This is a genomic window from Oceanicola sp. 502str15 (genome assembly GCF_024105635.1).
Lineage (GTDB): Bacteria > Pseudomonadota > Alphaproteobacteria > Rhodobacterales > Rhodobacteraceae > Vannielia.
In genome coordinates this window covers 2,582,850-2,595,079 of sequence record NZ_WYDQ01000001.1, presented here as the reverse complement: position 1 = coordinate 2,595,079, position 12,230 = coordinate 2,582,850, and the positions used below count along the sequence as shown (strand labels likewise).

Here is a 12,230-nt window from a genome sequence, read left to right as displayed (position 1 = left end):
CATGAGCGCCCCCACCCTCTCCCGCCGTTTCGTGCTGGCCGGTCTTCTGACCTCTGCCGCCTCCTGTTCCCTCGCCGAAGCGCCCGAGCGCTCGCTGCGTCCTGTCGCAAAGCCCTCGGGCAGCGACGGCACCGGACGCCGGGCCAGCGGCGCCGAGGCGCTGATCGAGGCGGCCAAGCTCAACGGCAAGGTCGGCTTCGTGGTGGCCGATGCCCGCACCGGGCAGGTGCTCGAATCGCACAACCCGCTGCTGCCCCTGCCGCCCGCCTCCACCGCCAAGGCGATCACCACGCTTTACGCGATGGAGCGGCTCGGCCCCGGCTTTCGCTTCGCCACCGATGTCATCGCAACCGGCCCGGTTTCCGGCGGGGTGGTGCAGGGCGATATCGTGCTCGCCGGCTCCGGCGACCCCACGCTCGACACCAACCGCCTCGCCGACCTGGCCGCCCGCATGCGCACGGCCGGGGTGAGCGGGGCCACGGGCCGCCTGAGGATCTACGAGGGCGCCCTTCCGCAGTTGCGCACCATCGACCCGGGCCAGCCCGACCACGTGGGCTATTCGCCGGGCATCTCGGGGTTGAACCTCAATTACAACCGCGTCCATTTCGAGTGGAAGCGGGCCGGGGGCGGCTACTCGGTCGCCATGGACGCCCGCTCCGACAAGTATCGCCCCGCCGTCCGCAGCGCCCGCATGAGCGTGGCCGAGCGGTCGCTGCCGGTCTACACCTACGAGCAGCGCGGCGGGGTCGACCAATGGACCGTCGCCAGCCGGGCGCTGGGCAAGGGCGGCTCGCGCTGGCTGCCGGTGCGCAACCCCGGTGCCTATGCCGCCGAGGTGTTCCAGTCGCTGTTGGCGGCGCAGGGGGTGCGGCTCGAACTGGGCGATCCTGTGCGCAGCAGGCCCGGCGGCAAGGTGCTGGCCCAGGTGCTCTCCGACGACCTGCGGACCGTCACCCGCGACATGCTGAAATGGTCCACCAACCTGACGGCAGAGGTGGTTGGCATGACCGCCTCCGCCCGCGGCGGCCAGACGCCCCGCAGCCTGCGCGACTCGGGCGGTGACATGAGCCGATGGCTGGAAGCCCGGATCGGGGCCAACAAGGCGCGGTTCGTCGACCACTCCGGGCTGGGTGATGCATCCGAGATTTCCTGCCGCGAGATGGTCAGCGCCCTCACCGACCTCGCCCCCAAGCTCGGACTGCGCCCGCTGCTCAAACCGATCCCGATGCGCAATTCGGCGGGCCAGGTGCTCGACGGCCACCCGCTGCAGATCGTGGCCAAGACCGGCACGCTCAACTTCGTCTCGGCCCTCGCAGGCTACGTGAAGGCGCCCGACGGCACCGACCTCGCCTTTGCCATGTTCATGGCCGACGAGCCGCGCCGCAAGCGCCTGAGCAAGGCCGAGCGCGAAAGCCCCGAAGGCGGCAGCGCCTGGAACAAGCGGGCCAAGAACCTTCAGCTACGGCTGATCGAACGCTGGGCCGCGCTCTACACCGGCTGACGCGGCCCGATCCGCGCTGGCGTTAACCTCCCGCAAACCGTCGTGCTGTAAGCCTGCGTCAACCGGCGGCCCGTTTCGGCCCCGGATGAGCAGCCGCGGAGGGTTCATGTCCACATCCCGAGTTAAACCGACGCGCCCCGCCAAGGGCGAGGCCCCGTTCGAGTTTGGCGAAATCTTCTTTTCGCGCACCGATGAGCGCGGCGTCATCCAGTCAGGCAACGAGATCTTTCAGCGCGTCTCCGAACATCCGTGGGACAAGCTCATCGGCGCGCCCCACAAGGTCATCCGTCACCCGGATATGCCCAAGGGCTTCTTTCACCTGTTCTGGGAGCGGCTGAAGGCCGGCAAGGTGGTGTCGGGCTACGTCAAGAACATGGCGGCAGACGGGTTGCACTACTGGGTCTACGCCATGGCCTCGCCGATGCCGGGCGGCGGCTACATCTCGGTGCGGGTCAAGCCTTCGAGCGAGGTGTTCAAGACCATTTCCAAGGAATACGAGAGCCTCTGCAAGCTCGAGGCCGAGGGGCTGACCCCCGAGGAAAGCGCCGCACGGCTGGTGGCACGGCTTCGCGAGATTGGCTATTCGGATTACGAGCAGTTCATGGCCTCCAGTCTCTCGCGCGAGCACGCCGCCCGCGACCAGAAGCTGGGCCGACAGGCCAATGCGCGCGGGCAGCGGTTTTCGGAGGTGTCCAAGGCGGTGCAGGAGGCGATTTCTCACACCAATGCGCTTTGCGAAACCTTCAACGCCATCGAGGCGGTGCCGCACAACATGCGTATCCTGGCCTCCCGGCTGGAAGCCTCGGGCGGGCCGATCGCCGCGATCTCTTCGAACTACGGCTCGATGTCGAAGGAAATTTCCGACTGGGTCGACCAGTTCATCCTCGGGGAGAAGAGCGCCTTTGCCAATTTGCGCAACGCCGTGAGCCGCAGCCGGGTGCGCAGTGCCATGGCGCGGGTGATGGAAGAGGCGCGCGCGCAGTTCGAAACCGAGGAGGCCTCGGAAACCTCTCAGATCGACCGCGCGAAAGAGCAGGAAGTGCTGCTGGAGGTCTCCACCAGCTTCCGCGCCCATGCCGACAGTGACCTTGAAACGGTTGAGCGGGAGGCGCAGGTATTCGGCCGCGCCGTGGGAGAGATGAAGCGGCTGATCGCCGGGCTCTCGACCACCCGGATGATGTGCAAGATCGAAAGCGCCCGCCTGCCCGAACACAACGAAAGTCTGATGGCGATCATCGACCAGCTCGACTCGTTCCAGACCGAGCTGGAAGGGCGGCTCGACAAGATCGGAGAGATCACCGCCACCGTTCTCTCCGCCGCGCGGGCGCTGGATCAGGGCCGTGATGGCGGCAAGCCGCCCGGGGTCGGGCCAGTGCGCAAGGTCGCCTGAGCCGTGATCGTAGGGAGGTGTGGCGAGCCTTCGCGGACAGGCTGAAAAACCGTTGCGGCTCTCGCCAAGGGAGCGCGGTCTCGCCGCCGGGACTTACCTAGCTTGCCGACAGGGCTTGCCTAGATGGTCAAATGCCGCGCTCTCGCACCGCGCTCAATGGCCGCGCCATGCAGCCGGTCGATGTTCAGCTCGTAGCGCATCTCCTGCAGGAAGGCCAATTCGGCCTCCTGCAACTTGCCGTCCGAGGCCGCCACATCGCAGGCCAGCGCATAGGCGGTTTCATAGAGCCGCGAGGGCATCCCGTCGCGGATCAGCCCGAACAGCGCATCAAGCCCGTCCTCGGCTTCGAACAGGTCGAACACGGTGGCCGAAACGCCACGCACCCGGTCGAGGTCGTAATCGGCAAAGACCGGCAGATGGTTGACGATCCGCTCGATGGTCAGCAGCTCGGTGGTGCGGATCGACTCGTCAGAGGCCGAAACGGCGATCATCACAGCCACCAGGCAGTCCTGCGAGGTCATCGAGGGGGTATCTTCGCTCACGTCGGCCTATTCCTTCTCGTCAACGCCTGCAGTGCGCCTGTTTTATTGACCTTGCCGCAGCGCCGCAATAGGGAGCAGGCGGCGGGCGGCGCATCGGCGCGGCCCGGACCGGAAGCACGGAACAGAAAGCACAAAGACATGTCCGACCTGCGGCACATCGCGATGGAAAGCAAAGCCTGGCCCTTTGAAGAAGCGCGCGCCGTGCTCAAACGCATCGAGAAGATCCCGCCGAAAAAGGGTTATGTGCTGTTCGAAACCGGCTATGGCCCTTCCGGCCTGCCCCACATCGGCACCTTCGGCGAAGTCTTGCGCACCACGATGATCCGCCGCGCCTTCGAGATGATTTCCGACATGCCCACCAAGCTCATCTGCTTTTCAGATGACATGGACGGCATGCGCAAGGTGCCCGGCAACGTACCCAATCAGGACCGCCTGCGCGAAGACCTGCAACGCCCCCTGACCTCGGTCTATGACCCGTTCGAAACCCACGAGAGCTTCGGCCACCACAACAACGCCATGCTGCGCCGGTTCCTCGACACCTTCGGCTTCGAGTACGAGTTCATCTCCGCCACCGAATTTTACAAGGAAGGCCGCTTCGACGAGGTGCTCTGCCGCGCCGCCGAGCGATATGACGACGTGATGAAGGTCATGCTGAAGAGCCTGCGCGAAGAGCGCCAGCAGACCTATTCCATCTTCCTGCCGATCCACCCCGAAACCGGCCGTGTGCTCTACGTGCCGATGAAGCACGTGGACCCCACCAACCACACCATCACATTCGATGACGAGGATGGCCGCGAGTGGACCCTGCCCGTGACCGGCGGCAACGTGAAACTACAGTGGAAGCCCGATTTCGGCGCCCGCTGGGCGGCACTCGATGTGGATTTCGAGATGTATGGCAAGGATCACTCCACCAACACGCCGATCTACGACCGGATCTGCGAGATCCTCGGCGGCAGGAAGCCCGAGCACTTCACCTATGAGCTCTTCCTCGATGACAAGGGCCAGAAGATCTCCAAGTCCTCGGGCAACGGCATTTCCATCGACGAGTGGCTCACCTACGCCAGCTCCGAGAGCCTCAGCTACTTCATGTATCAAAAGCCGAAGACGGCGAAGCGCCTGCATTGGGACGTGATCCCCAAGATGGTGGACGAGTATCACCAGCAGCTCCGCGCCTTCCCCGATCAGGACGCCAAGGCGCAGTTCGCCAACCCGGTCTGGCACATCCACGGTGGCAAGCCGCCGGTGTCGAACATGGTGGTGCCCTTCTCGATGTTGCTTAACCTCGCCTCGGTCTCTGGCGCGCAGGACAAGGAAACCCTCTGGGGCTTCATCCGCCGCTACGCACCGGGCGCCGAGCCCGAAACCCACCCCGATCTCGATGCGGCGGCGGGTTTCGCGGTGAAGTACTTCGAAGACTTCGTCGCCCCCACCCGCCAGTTCCGCGCCCCCACCGATCCGGAGCGCGAGGCGCTCGAGGAGCTGCGGGCCAAGCTCGCCGCATGGGACGGCGGGCAGGATGCCGAAGGGTTACAGGGCATTGTCTATGAGGTGGGCCGCGAACGCTTCGACCCGATGCGCGACTGGTTCAAGGCGCTTTACCAGGTGCTCCTCGGCGCCGATCAGGGCCCGCGCTTCGGTGGCTTCATCGCGCTCTACGGCGTCGAGGAAACCGTGGCCCTGATCGACAAGGCACTGGCGGGCGAGCTCGCCTGATTTGCCGAAATCCCGCACCGTGCTACCTTCCTTGAGGTCAAGGGAGGTAGCTTCATGCGTATTCTGGCCATTATTCTCACCCTTCTGCTTGCCGCCCCCGTGGCGCAGGCGCAGGAGCCAAGCGCGATCCCCGATGTGATCGGCCAGCAGCTCGAGGCCTTCGAGGCCGATGATTTTGCCCGCGCCTTCACCTTCGCCTCCCCGATGATCAAGGGCTACTTCCGCACCCCCGAGAATTTCGGCGCCATGGTGCAGGAGGGCTACCCGATGGTGCACCGCCCCGGCAGCGTCACCTTTGGCACCCAGCGCAGCGAGGGCGGCAGCATCTACCAGAGCGTCACGATCCGCGATGCCGAAGGCCGCTACCATGCGCTGGAATACGAGATGATCCCCGACGGGGCAGGGGGCTGGCTGATCGACGGTGTCAGCTTCGTTCCGGCGCCGGATGTCTCGGCCTGACCGTTCGGCACGGTTACCAACCCTTTAACCTTACCCCTTAGATAAAACCCCGCACCGGCGGCGATGCAGTCGCACCGGGCGGGATCAATCCCTCCTGCACATGACATTCGAGCACGGGCCGCCCGCTTCGGGCGCCGGTGGTGTCATGCGTGCAGGCGGTGAGCAGACAAAGGGGTTTTGCGATGAACAAGGCAATCACCGACGGAATCGTCTTCATGCCGCCGCCTTTCGCGGGTGGCCTCGACGTGTGGTCGAAGGAAGACGGCACACCGGGCAGCGCCACCTATGATGGCGACCCGAACGCCGCGCTGGTGCCCTCGGACGCCGATTTTGGCGGCTGCGTCGAGCTGATCAAGACAACCGGCACCCAGAAGCTGCGCTACATGGGCGAAACCCCGGTGTTTCCCGGCTGTTACCTGCGGGTCACGGCGCGGCTGAAGGCGGTGGCGGGCAACCTCCCGGCGGTGCGCATCGCCGCTTGGGCCGGCGGCGCGGGCAGCGCCCATGTGACCGGGCTCGATGAAACCGGCCCCTCCGTCAGCCTCACCTCCTACGGCGAGGTGGTCGAAGTCTCCGCCATCATCGGCACCGCCAACCGCACCGGGGTGAACATGCCCTGGACCCCCGAAGTGCTCTATGCCCACGTCGGGCTCGACCTGACGGGCCCCAACGGCGGCTCCATCCGCATCGACGATCTCGTGGTCGAAGACATCACCTCCGCCTTCCTGCGCGACATGATGGACTGGGTCGACGTGCGCGATTTCGGGGCCGTGGGCGACGGGCTCGCCGACGATGCCGCCGCCTTCAACGCCGCCGACGATGCCGCGGCGGGGCGCGCCGTGCTGGTGCCCGAGGGCACCTATTACCTCGGCAGCACCCTCACCATCGACAACCCCATCCGCTTCGTCGGCACCGTCACCATGCCCGACGACAAGCGCCTGTCGCTGAAGAAAAATTTCGACCTGCCGACCTATATCGAAGCCTTCGGAAACGAGGTGGTGGCCTTCAAGAAGGCAATTCAGTCGCTGTTCAACTTCAACGATCACGACAGCCTCGACATGGGCGGGCGCAAGATCGACCTGACCGAGCCGATCGACATCAAGGCGGCGGTCGACAACCAGGACAGTTTCCTGATCCGCCGGGTCATCCGCAACGGCCAGTTCCAGGCCTCCACCTCCTCTGCATGGGACGACACCACCGTCACCTCGCAGGCCAGCTACGACCCGGGCAACAGCAAGACCCTGACCGGGGTGAGCAACGTGGCCAATATCGAGGTCGGCAGCCTCGTGACCGGGGCGGGCGTGGGCCGCGAGGTCTACGTGAAATCCAGAAACATCGGCGCCCAGACGGTGACGCTCTCCAAGTCGCTCTACGGCGCGGCGGGCACCCAGAACTTCACCTTCACCCGGTTCAAGTACATGCTCGATTTCTCCGGCATGGTGAACATGGACAAGTTCGTGTTCTCCGACATCGAGTTTCAATGCTCCTCCAAGGCCTCCGCGATCATGCTTCCGCAGGACGGGCTGAACTTTCACATCCGCGACTGCTTCATCACCTCCCCCAAGGACCGGGGCATCACCTCCATCGGCGGGGCGTGCCAGGGGATGCAGCTCGACCGCTGCCAGTTCCTGTCCAAGGAGGGCAGCGAGGACGTGCAGGACCGCACCACCATCGCCGTCAACATCAACTCCAACGATGCCAAGATCCGCGATTGCCGCGCCGTGCGCTTCCTGCACTTCCTCGTGCTCGGTGGAAGCAACTATATCATCCAGGCCAACCACTGGTTCCAGGGCGACAGCGTGAACCAGGGCCTGCGCTCAGCAGGGATCGTGTTTACCAGCGTCAACGTGTCGAGCACGCTCAACGCCAACTACGTCGACAACAGCTTCATCGAGTGGACCAACGAGCATGACGCCACGCCCGATTACAACTCGGGCTATTCCTTCGGCGCGCTCTCGGTGCAGAACAACATCTTCTTCTCCACCAACGCCGCGAGCTGGTTCAGCTTCTTCGTCATCAAGCCCTTCGGCGCGGGCCATTTCATCCACGGGCTGACGGTGACGGGCAACATGTTCAAAACCGTCAACGGGGCCATCGACCGGGTGGAAAACGTCGATGAAAGTTACGCCGGCTTCGACTATGGCCGCTTCCGCAACATCCAGTTCCACTCCAACACCTACAACGGCGTGAACCAGATGACGGTGAGCCCGGTGATGCTGCAATTCGATCAGGCCACCGCCGCCAGCACATGGACGCTGAACTTCGGCGATTACATGCCCTTCGGCGGCCGCATCCGCAACGTCGAGAGCGTGGTGGCCGAGAACTCCATCGACACGTCCGGCGGCGGCAAGCTCTGGTCCATGCCCTATGTGCGCGTCGAGCGCGGCGCGACCCAGCAGGAGGTGGACCTCGAGTGGGAGAGTGCTTGCACCGGGCGGGTGCAGGTGACGGGCCGGGTCGACAACCCCAACTGACGAAGCCAGCGCCCTGCGGCCGTGGTCGCGGGGCGCCGCTAAAGGCCGAGATCGGCGGGGGTGAGCCGGAAGGCCTTGCCAAAGCCGCCGTTCAGAAAGGCGCCCTGCACCTCCAGCCGCACAAAGCCGAAATCGCCAAAATCGATGTAGAGCTTGGCCTTGGGGTGACTCTCCAGCCAGCGCGCCCGCAGCGCGGCATGGTCGTCGCTCTCGCGCTCGACAAAGGCTGCCCGGCATTGCAGCGACAGGCGCGGATGGGTCAGCGGGTCACCCTTGCTGCCCGGCTCCCCCACCATCAGCGAGCAGGCGGGCTCTGCCCGCAGCGCCGCCGTATGGGCCGAGAGCGAAGACACCAGCGTCACCGGCCCGCCACGCGCATCGGTGCCCACCGCGATCCGGCTCACCAGCGGCGCCCCGCCCTCCAGCACTCCCAGCGCCCCATGGCGGGCCTCGTCCAGCAGGCCGCAGCTCAGGGCGCGGGCTTCATCGTCGGTCGGGCGGATCGGGTCTGTCTCGGGCATCGCTGCGCTTTCCTGCTGGGCTACGCCGCAATCCTACCCTCCCGCCGGAGCCGCCGGTAGGGCGGGACTTGTCCCGCCACCCGCTTGCGGTAGGCTGCACCATAGCCAGGGAGGAGGAGCCCCCATGCCAACCATCACCACCGATACAAGCCGCCAGACCGTGCTGACCACCTTCGAGGTCACGCCCGGCACCTGCGAGGACGTGCTCGACAAGCTGCGCGACGCCTATGCAAACGTGATCAGCCGGCAGCCCGGTTTCATCGCCGCTGCGCTGCACGTGAACGATGCCCAGACCCGCATCGCCAACTACAGCCAATGGACGCGGCGCGAGGACTTTCAGGCCATGCTGCGCACGTCCGAAATGCGCAAGCGCAACCGCGCGATCCACGCCGAGGTAAAGAGCTTCGAGCCGGTGATGATGGAGGTGGCGGCGGTTTTCCCCTGATCGCCCCGCGACCTCTCGCCACGCCTCTTCAAGATCGCGCGGGCGCTGCCTACCTGTCCCTGTAACGCATCGCGCTACAAGGATAATTCAATGAACTGCCCGCACTGCATCACGCCCCTCTCCATGGCCGACCGCTCCGGCATCGAGATAGATTTCTGCCCCACCTGCCGGGGTGTCTGGCTCGACCGGGGCGAGCTCGACAAGATCATCGAGCGCAGCGCCGCCGAAGCCGCCCCCCGCCGCGAAGAGCCCCGCCGCGACGAGCGCCGGGACCGCGACTGGGACGGTGATGACGATTACGATTACCGCCGCTACGGCAGCGACCGTGACGGCAAGTATCACGGCAAGCGCAAGAAAAAGGGCATGGGCGCGATGCTGGGCGATATCTTCGATTTCTGATGCGCCGCAAGGTCGGGTGGGGGCAACCCACCCGCCACGCAGCCCCACGCCCTACATGCAGCCCAGCATCACCTCCCGGTGCGCGCTCCCCACGGGGTTCATCTGCTGCTGCAACGCGTTTGGCCGCATCCCGGCCTCTTCGGCCACCTTCGCAACCCCCGCATCCCAGGCCTCGACCCAGCTCAGGCCTTCCTTGCGCCGCTTTACGAACTCCGCCGCGATGGCATCGTAATGCGCGAAGTCCTCGGCGCTGACTTCACCCGCCAGCCCCTCGGCGGCGCAGGTGCAGGCTTCCTCCGCCGTGCCCGCCAGCACGCACATGCCAACCGTGTCAGCCTGCGCGGGCAGGGCGGCCCACGCCAGAATGATTCCGAGAGCGTATTTCACCGCGATTTCCTCCGCTTGACGTTCCCCCCGCGCTGCCCCGGCCGCCCCGCCGTGCTCCGGCCCGAGGCCTTCTTGTCGGCCTCCACGGCCGCATCCACCGCCGACTGCCGCGCCAGCGGGTCGTTCGACACCACGAGGTCCACCGCTTCCAGCCGCTTCACCTCGTCGCGCAGCCGTGCGGCCTCTTCGAACTCCAGGTTCTCGGCGGCCTTGCGCATCTTGTCGCGCAGCCCCTCGAGGTGCGCCTGCAGGTTCGGCCCGGTCTGGGTGTCGAGCTTCGCCGTCACCCGGTTCATGTCCACGTCGCCCTTGTAGAGCCCGGCCAGCACGTCATCGACGTTCTTCTTCACCGTCGCGGGGGTGATCCCGTGCTCCTCGTTGTAGGCCATCTGCTTGGCCCGGCGCCGGTCGGTCTCGCGCATCGCGCGCTCCATCGAGCCGGTGATCCGGTCGGCATACATGATCACCCGCCCGTCCACGTTCCGCGCCGCCCGGCCCACCGTCTGGATCAGCGAGGTCTCGGAGCGCAGAAAGCCCTCCTTGTCCGCGTCCAGAATGGCCACCAGCCCGCACTCCGGAATGTCGAGGCCCTCGCGCAGCAGGTTGATCCCGATGAGCACATCGAAGGCGCCGAGCCGCAGGTCGCGCAGGATCTCGATGCGTTCCAGCGTGTCGATGTCACTGTGCATGTAGCGCACCTTGATCCCCTGCTCGTGCAGGTACTCGGTGAGGTCTTCGGCCATCCGCTTGGTCAGCACCGTCACCAGCGTCCGGTAGCCCTTGGCCGAAACCTGGCGGATCTCGTCCATCACGTCGTCCACCTGCGTCTCCACCGGGCGGATCTCGATCACCGGGTCGAGCAGGCCCGTGGGGCGGATCACCTGCTCCACGAAGACCCCGCCCGACTGCTCGATTTCCCAGGCCGCCGGGGTGGCGCTGACAAACACCGACTGCGGGCGCATCGCGTCCCATTCCTCGAACTTCAGAGGCCGGTTGTCCATGCAGCTCGGCAGCCGGAAGCCATGCTCCGCCAGCGTGAACTTGCGCCGGTAGTCACCCCGGTACATGCCGCCGATCTGGGGCACGGACACGTGGGATTCATCCGCGAAAACAAGCGCATGGTCCGGAATGAACTCAAAGAGCGTGGGCGGCGGCTCGCCCGGGTTGCGCCCCGTCAGGTAGCGCGAATAGTTCTCGATCCCGTTGCAGACGCCGGTGGCTTCCAGCATTTCCACGTCGAAGTTGGTGCGCTGCTCCAGCCGCTGCGCCTCCAGCAGCTTGCCTTCGCCCACGAGCTGGTCGAGCCGCACCCGCAGCTCCTTCTTGATGGAGTTGATCGCCTGGGTCATCGTCGGCTTGGGCGTCACGTAGTGCGAGTTGGCATAGATCCGCACCCGTTCCATCGCCGCCGCCTTCTCGCCGGTCAGCGGATCGAACTCCACCATCGCCTCAAGCTCCTCGCCGAAGAACGAGAGCCGCCAGGCCCGGTCTTCAAGGTGGGCCGGCCAGATCTCGAGCGCATCGCCGCGCACCCGGAAGGTGCCGCGCTGAAACGCCTGGTCGTTGCGCTTGTATTGCTGGGCGATCAGATCGGCGATCACCTTGCGCTGGTCGTACTCCTTGCCAACGTGCAGATCCTGCGTCATCGCGCCATAGGTCTCGACCGAACCGATGCCGTAGATGCAGCTCACCGAGGCCACGATGATCACGTCATCCCGCTCCAGCAGCGCCCGGGTGGCCGAGTGGCGCATCCGGTCGATCTGGTCGTTGATCTGGCTTTCCTTCTCAATGTAGGTGTCGCTGCGCGGCACATAGGCCTCGGGCTGGTAGTAGTCGTAGAAGCTTACGAAATACTCCACCGCGTTGTCCGGGAAGAACCCCTTGAACTCGCCGTAGAGCTGGGCCGCCAGCGTCTTGTTCGGGGCGAGGATGATCGCCGGGCGCTGGGTTTCCTCGATCACCTTGGCCATGGTGAAGGTCTTGCCCGTGCCGGTCGCCCCCAGCAGCACCTGGTCCCTGTCGCCGTTCCTCACCCCCTGCGACAGCTCCGCAATCGCCACCGGCTGGTCGCCGGCGGCCGAAAATTCGGTATGCATCACAAAGGGCTGCCCGCCCTCCAGCTTCTCCCGGGTTTTCACGTCGGGGGCAGGCGAGTGCAGAACAGGCGGCTGGCTCTCCGAGCCGTCGTTATGGGCATAGGGCATGGGGCGGCGCTCCTTTGCCCTCAAGATGCGGGCTTTCTCCAAAGGTTCAAGGCCCGCTCCTGACAAGCTTGTGTCAGGAGACTGTCAGGGCAGCGGCTCCACCGGCGGCCATGCCGTCCGTTTCTGCCCGCGCCCCGCGCCGCCCCGGCGTGCCGCGGACTTCCGGTCGCGGGCCTTTTCATGGCTTTGGTCTTG

11 protein-coding genes are annotated in these 12,230 nt (G+C 65.7%); 7 read left to right on the top strand and 4 right to left on the bottom strand.

Going from position 1 to position 12,230, the window contains the following annotated elements; genetic code table 11:
* The first annotated feature begins 1 nt into the window (after nucleotide 1).
* The gene (dacB, locus tag GTH22_RS12570) at nucleotides 2–1,501 is read left to right on the top strand and encodes a D-alanyl-D-alanine carboxypeptidase/D-alanyl-D-alanine-endopeptidase (RefSeq protein ID WP_252945572.1); all 1,500 of its coding nucleotides are present in this window, start codon (nucleotides 2–4) and stop codon (nucleotides 1,499–1,501) included.
* Between the two features lie 106 nt (nucleotides 1,502–1,607).
* Nucleotides 1,608–2,891 carry a PAS domain-containing protein gene (locus GTH22_RS12565; RefSeq protein WP_252945571.1) on the top strand — a complete coding sequence of 428 codons (1,284 nt, stop codon included), beginning with the start codon at nucleotides 1,608–1,610 and terminating at the stop codon, nucleotides 2,889–2,891.
* Nucleotides 2,892–3,010: 119 nt separating this feature from the next.
* Here GTH22_RS12565 and GTH22_RS12560 read toward each other — a convergent pair whose 3' ends face one another.
* Nucleotides 3,011–3,412 (bottom strand): tellurite resistance TerB family protein, encoded by a 402-nt coding sequence (locus GTH22_RS12560; RefSeq protein WP_252947636.1) that lies wholly within the window; start codon nucleotides 3,410–3,412, stop codon nucleotides 3,011–3,013.
* A gap of 159 nt (nucleotides 3,413–3,571) precedes the next feature.
* Here GTH22_RS12560 and GTH22_RS12555 point away from each other — a divergent pair, with 159 nt between their 5' ends.
* From GTH22_RS12555 to GTH22_RS12545, 3 genes are all read left to right on the top strand, one after another.
* Nucleotides 3,572–5,146, top strand: a complete 1,575-nt coding sequence (locus GTH22_RS12555; protein ID WP_252945570.1) for a lysine--tRNA ligase — start codon at nucleotides 3,572–3,574, stop codon at nucleotides 5,144–5,146.
* A gap of 54 nt (nucleotides 5,147–5,200) precedes the next feature.
* Nucleotides 5,201–5,605 (top strand): DUF4864 domain-containing protein, encoded by a 405-nt coding sequence (locus GTH22_RS12550; protein WP_252945568.1) that lies wholly within the window; start codon nucleotides 5,201–5,203, stop codon nucleotides 5,603–5,605.
* Between the two features lie 182 nt (nucleotides 5,606–5,787).
* Nucleotides 5,788–8,079, top strand: coding sequence for a glycosyl hydrolase family 28-related protein (locus GTH22_RS12545; RefSeq protein WP_252945567.1), 2,292 nt, complete (start codon nucleotides 5,788–5,790; stop codon nucleotides 8,077–8,079).
* A 38-nt stretch (nucleotides 8,080–8,117) separates the two neighbouring features.
* Here GTH22_RS12545 and GTH22_RS12540 read toward each other — a convergent pair whose 3' ends face one another.
* On the bottom strand, nucleotides 8,118–8,600 hold the full coding sequence (locus tag GTH22_RS12540; RefSeq protein WP_252945565.1) for a HugZ family protein: 483 nt from the start codon (nucleotides 8,598–8,600) through the stop codon (nucleotides 8,118–8,120).
* Between the two features lie 124 nt (nucleotides 8,601–8,724).
* Here GTH22_RS12540 and GTH22_RS12535 point away from each other — a divergent pair, with 124 nt between their 5' ends.
* Entirely contained in the window at nucleotides 8,725–9,045 is a 321-nt protein-coding gene (locus GTH22_RS12535; protein WP_252945564.1) for an antibiotic biosynthesis monooxygenase, read from the top strand.
* 90 nt (nucleotides 9,046–9,135) lie between these two features.
* Nucleotides 9,136–9,444 carry a zf-TFIIB domain-containing protein gene (locus GTH22_RS12530; RefSeq protein WP_252945563.1) on the top strand — a complete coding sequence of 103 codons (309 nt, stop codon included), beginning with the start codon at nucleotides 9,136–9,138 and terminating at the stop codon, nucleotides 9,442–9,444.
* Nucleotides 9,445–9,495: 51 nt separating this feature from the next.
* Here the strand turns inward: GTH22_RS12530 and GTH22_RS12525 are convergent, their stop codons facing one another.
* Together GTH22_RS12525 and uvrB are read right to left on the bottom strand one after the other, a co-directional pair.
* Nucleotides 9,496–9,831, bottom strand: a complete 336-nt coding sequence (locus GTH22_RS12525) for a hypothetical protein (protein WP_252945561.1) — start codon at nucleotides 9,829–9,831, stop codon at nucleotides 9,496–9,498.
* The gene (uvrB, locus tag GTH22_RS12520) at nucleotides 9,828–12,035 is read right to left on the bottom strand and encodes an excinuclease ABC subunit UvrB (protein ID WP_252945559.1); all 2,208 of its coding nucleotides are present in this window, start codon (nucleotides 12,033–12,035) and stop codon (nucleotides 9,828–9,830) included. The genes GTH22_RS12525 and uvrB overlap by 4 nt, the downstream gene beginning before the upstream one ends.
* Between the last annotated feature and the right edge of the window lie 195 nt (nucleotides 12,036–12,230).

Bases quoted from the DNA above. Each gene is read 5' to 3' on its own strand.
- GTH22_RS12540 (WP_252945565.1), bottom strand. From the start codon at position 8,600: ATGCCCGAGACAGACCCGATCCGCCCGACCGACGATGAAGCCCGCGCC.
- GTH22_RS12550 (WP_252945568.1), top strand. From the start codon at position 5,201: ATGCGTATTCTGGCCATTATTCTCACCCTTCTGCTTGCCGCCCCCGTG.
- uvrB (WP_252945559.1), bottom strand. From the start codon at position 12,035: ATGCCCTATGCCCATAACGACGGCTCGGAGAGCCAGCCGCCTGTTCTG.
- GTH22_RS12545 (WP_252945567.1), top strand. From the start codon at position 5,788: ATGAACAAGGCAATCACCGACGGAATCGTCTTCATGCCGCCGCCTTTC.
- dacB (WP_252945572.1), top strand. From the start codon at position 2: ATGAGCGCCCCCACCCTCTCCCGCCGTTTCGTGCTGGCCGGTCTTCTG.
- GTH22_RS12555 (WP_252945570.1), top strand. From the start codon at position 3,572: ATGTCCGACCTGCGGCACATCGCGATGGAAAGCAAAGCCTGGCCCTTT.
- GTH22_RS12565 (WP_252945571.1), top strand. From the start codon at position 1,608: ATGTCCACATCCCGAGTTAAACCGACGCGCCCCGCCAAGGGCGAGGCC.
- GTH22_RS12530 (WP_252945563.1), top strand. From the start codon at position 9,136: ATGAACTGCCCGCACTGCATCACGCCCCTCTCCATGGCCGACCGCTCC.
- GTH22_RS12535 (WP_252945564.1), top strand. From the start codon at position 8,725: ATGCCAACCATCACCACCGATACAAGCCGCCAGACCGTGCTGACCACC.
- GTH22_RS12560 (WP_252947636.1), bottom strand. From the start codon at position 3,412: ATGACCTCGCAGGACTGCCTGGTGGCTGTGATGATCGCCGTTTCGGCC.